The 3,282-nt window shown below is 77.2% G+C and carries 3 protein-coding genes; 1 reads left to right on the forward strand and 2 read right to left on the reverse strand.

Translation table 11 applies throughout. The features are described 5' to 3' along the window. Window positions 1-177 precede the first annotated feature (177 nt). Window positions 178-1,554 (reverse strand): phytase, encoded by a 1,377-nt coding sequence (locus tag ABEB16_RS20200; RefSeq protein WP_345713990.1) that lies wholly within the window; start codon window positions 1,552-1,554, stop codon window positions 178-180. A gap of 108 nt (window positions 1,555-1,662) precedes the next feature. Continuing rightward, complete coding sequence (locus ABEB16_RS20205; protein ID WP_345713991.1) at window positions 1,663-2,364, reverse strand: thymidine kinase; 702 nt, start codon at window positions 2,362-2,364, stop codon at window positions 1,663-1,665. Window positions 2,365-2,657: 293 nt separating this feature from the next. On the opposite strand from ABEB16_RS20205, the gene ABEB16_RS20210 reads away from it, so the two are divergent. After that, entirely contained in the window at window positions 2,658-3,101 is a 444-nt protein-coding gene (locus tag ABEB16_RS20210; protein WP_345713992.1) for a pyridoxamine 5'-phosphate oxidase family protein, read from the forward strand. Window positions 3,102-3,282: the final 181 nt, after the last annotated feature.

The following is a 3,282-nucleotide window of genomic DNA, read 5'->3' on the forward strand; positions in this document are numbered from 1 at the left end:
GTCGAGGCCGCCGTGGCCGCGCTGGCCCGCTCCGCCCCGGGCGGCGACGGCACCGCGGGCGGCTCCGGCGGCGACTCCCGCGACGGCGGTGACTCCGGCGGCGGTGACTCCGGCGGCGGGGGCGGCGGCGGGGGCGACTGACCACCCCCACCGCCCCGCCGCGGCCGGCGCCCGCCGTCAGCGCGCGTCGAGCACCAGCGGCCGCACCACCCGCTCCAGCGGCACGAGCTTGAAGCCCGTCGCGGTGCGCCCGGCGTCGGCGGCCGCCTCCCCGGTGTCCTCCCCGTCGTGCAGGACGAGCAGCCCGTACGGGTAGGCGCTGCCCACCGCGCGGGTGGTGACGGTGGCGCCGTCGCTGTGCTGGACGCCGTCCACCGCCCCGCCGCCGCTGCCGGGGCCGTCGGCGATCGCGAAGCCGGCGGCGTAGCGGCCCGAGCCCAGCTCGTAGACGGCGAAGGTGCTGTCGCCCTGGCTGGAGGCCAGCAGGTAGCCGGTGCCGTCGGGGGCGTGGGCGACGGTCAGGCCCTCCGCGTCGGCCGTCAGGCGGGTGCCGCCCTCGCCGGGGTCGGTGCCGGTGACGACGCACGACTCCGACGCCTCGTCCCACGCCGCCGGCACGCCGTAGTCGCGGACCCGGTCCACGAGCGTGCGGGTCCAGGTCCCGCCGTCGCCGGGCACGAGCCGCCAGATGCCGACGTCCTCCTGCGCGACGTACCAGGCGCCGGTCGCGGGGTCGAAGGTGGAGCCCTCCGCCTGCGGGCCCTCGCCGGGCTCCTCGCAGGGGCTCCAGCTCGTCCCGTCGGGCAGCTCGAACGCCGACGGCAGGGCGATCCGGTCCTGCTGCCGGTAGCCGATGGTGCCGCCCGGGCCCGCGACGAGCCGCAGCACGGCCAGGTCGGTGCTGTGCCGCCGGGTGGTGAGCACCTGCACCCCGCCGTCGGCGCCGAGCCCGGCGGCCAGCCCGTACGCGGTGGCCTGCTCGTCGACCTGCGCCTCCGAGGCGCTGAACACGGGCGCGGCGCCGGGGTCGGTGACGTCGGTGAGGACGGCGGCGCCGGCGGCCGCACCGCGCGGGTCGATCGCGTAGACGCGGATCCGGTCGCGGCCGCGGTCGCTGACCACCGCCAGGTCCAGGGTGCGCCCGCCGATGCGCGCGCCCTGCACGACGTCGACGTTGTTGAAGCGGCCGGCCTCGCTCGCGCCGGCGGGGGCGGGCGGGGCGGCGACGTGCTGCAGCAGGCGCCCGTCGAGGCCGTACGCGGCGAGGCCGCCGTTCTTCAGCGTCCCCAGCACCAGGGAGCGGTCGCCGTCGGTGGGGGAGATCCACAGGGCGGGGTCGTCGGCGTCGGCGTCGCCACCGGCCTCGTCGTCGAACGCCGGCGGGGTCTCCACGGCGGCGGTGGCGGTCGCCCAGCGCGGCGCGGTGTCCTCGCCGGGCCCGGTGGTGGCCGGTGGTGCGGCGGCCGCGGGGACGGCGAACAGGGTCAGCGCGAGCGCACCTGCGGCGGCGGTGGCGCCACCGCAGGAGCGGCGGCCGGACGGGAGTGCGGGCACGGGGACCTCCGGGTCCTCGGGGACGGTGCCCGCGGACCCTCCCGGCCGGGTGTGACGCGCCGCTGAACGGCGGGTGATCGCCGCGGGTCGGGGTGCCGTCCGCTCCGCTCAGGCGCCGGCGGTGAGGGGGGCGTCCTCCAGCCGCAGCTGGCGGCCCACGCGGGTGCGGGCGCGGGCGGCGGTCTCCCGGCGCACGTGGTGGCGCCGGCACAGCACCTCGTAGGCCACCACGGCGGTGGTGGCCGGCGCGGTGTCGGTCGCGCCGTCCTCGTCCTCGGCGGCCTGCACGTCCCCGACGACGACCTGCTCGCCCTCGACGACCATCTCCCCGTCGACCGTGCGCGCGTTGTGGGTGGCGCGCGCCCCGCACCAGCACAGCGCCTCCACCTGCAGCACCTCGAGGCGGTCGGCGAGCTCCACGAGGCGCGCGCTGCCGGGGAAGAGCCGCGTGCGGAAGTCGGCCATGATCCCGAAGGCGTAGACGTCGACGCCGAGGTCGTCGACGATGCGGGCGAGCTGCTCCACCTGCCGCGGGGAGTAGAACTGCGCCTCGTCGCAGACGACGTAGTCCAGGTGCTGGCCGCCGGTGCGGTGGGCGACGGCGACCTCCCAGAAGTCGGTGCCGTCGCGGACCTCGAGGGCGTCGCGGCGCAGCCCGAGGCGGCTGGAGATCACGGAGTCCCCGGCGCGGTCGCAGCGGGTGAACAGCAGGCCCTCGCGCCCCCTGGCGCGGTGCGTGTGGTCGAGCTGCAGCGCGAGCGTCGACTTGCCGCAGTCCATGGTCCCGGAGAAGAAGACGAGCTCAGCCACGGGCATCCATCCTGCCCCAGCTCCGGGCGGTGGGTGTGCGGGCCGGTGTCCGAGGTGGTGTCCGGGGTGGGGTGTCGATGAGTTGCGCGCGCCGCCAGCCGCTGCGCGCGGGGGCGGTCCGGACACGCTGGGTGAAGCGGTTGAGACCTCCGACGATTACCCGCGTGTGACGGAAGGCCCTGGTACAAGCGGTTTCGTTCCGCGTACGCTGTGGTACTTAACGTGTTGGTAACACCACGTTCGCTACGCACAGTGACTATCGCGCGACGAGGCGCGAGCGAGGGGAGCGGGTCATGGGCAGCGCAGTGGAGATCAGTCCCGCCGAGTGCCGCGAGCTGCTGGCCACGCGGACCATCGGCGTCATCGCTTACACCGAGCACGCGCAACCGGCCATCCGCACCGTGGAGTACGTCGTCGACGGCGAGGAGGTCCTCGTCCGCACCACCGCCGACAGCATCTTCGCCCGCGCCGTGGCCAACGCCACCGTCGCCCTCAACGTCCACGTCGTCGACGTCGACCGGCGCAGCGGCTGGAGCGTCACCGCCGTGGGCCGGGCGCGGCTGCTGCCGCTGGAGGAGTCCCAGCGGCTGGCCTCCCGGCTCGGCACCTGGGCCCCGGAGGGCCAGAGCCAGGTGCTGCACCTGCGGCTGCAGAAGCTGACCGGGCGGCGGATGCGCGCCGGGGCCGTCGTGCCGGCCGAGCAGACCGGCCCCGCCCTCGGGGCGCTCGCGGTCTGAGCGGCCGGGCTCCAGGCCCGGACCCTCTCCCCGGAGCACCAGCGGTGGGGGCCCCGTCCGTCAGGACGGGGCCCCCACCGCGTTCCCGCCGCCCCCGGGGCGACGGGAGGGCGCGGCGGTGGCGCGCAGCAGCCCGGCCACGGTGCGCGCCGTCAGCACCCCCCGGCCCAGGCCCAGCTCG

Origin of the sequence: Kineococcus glutinatus (genome assembly GCF_039542765.1) — a bacterium.
GTDB classification, from domain to species: domain Bacteria; phylum Actinomycetota; class Actinomycetes; order Actinomycetales; family Kineococcaceae; genus Kineococcus_A; species Kineococcus_A glutinatus.

Excerpts from the sequence above, each read along its gene's own strand:
- ABEB16_RS20210 (WP_345713992.1), top strand. The coding sequence starts at position 2,658 with ATGGGCAGCGCAGTGGAGATCAGTCCCGCCGAGTGCCGCGAGCTGCTG.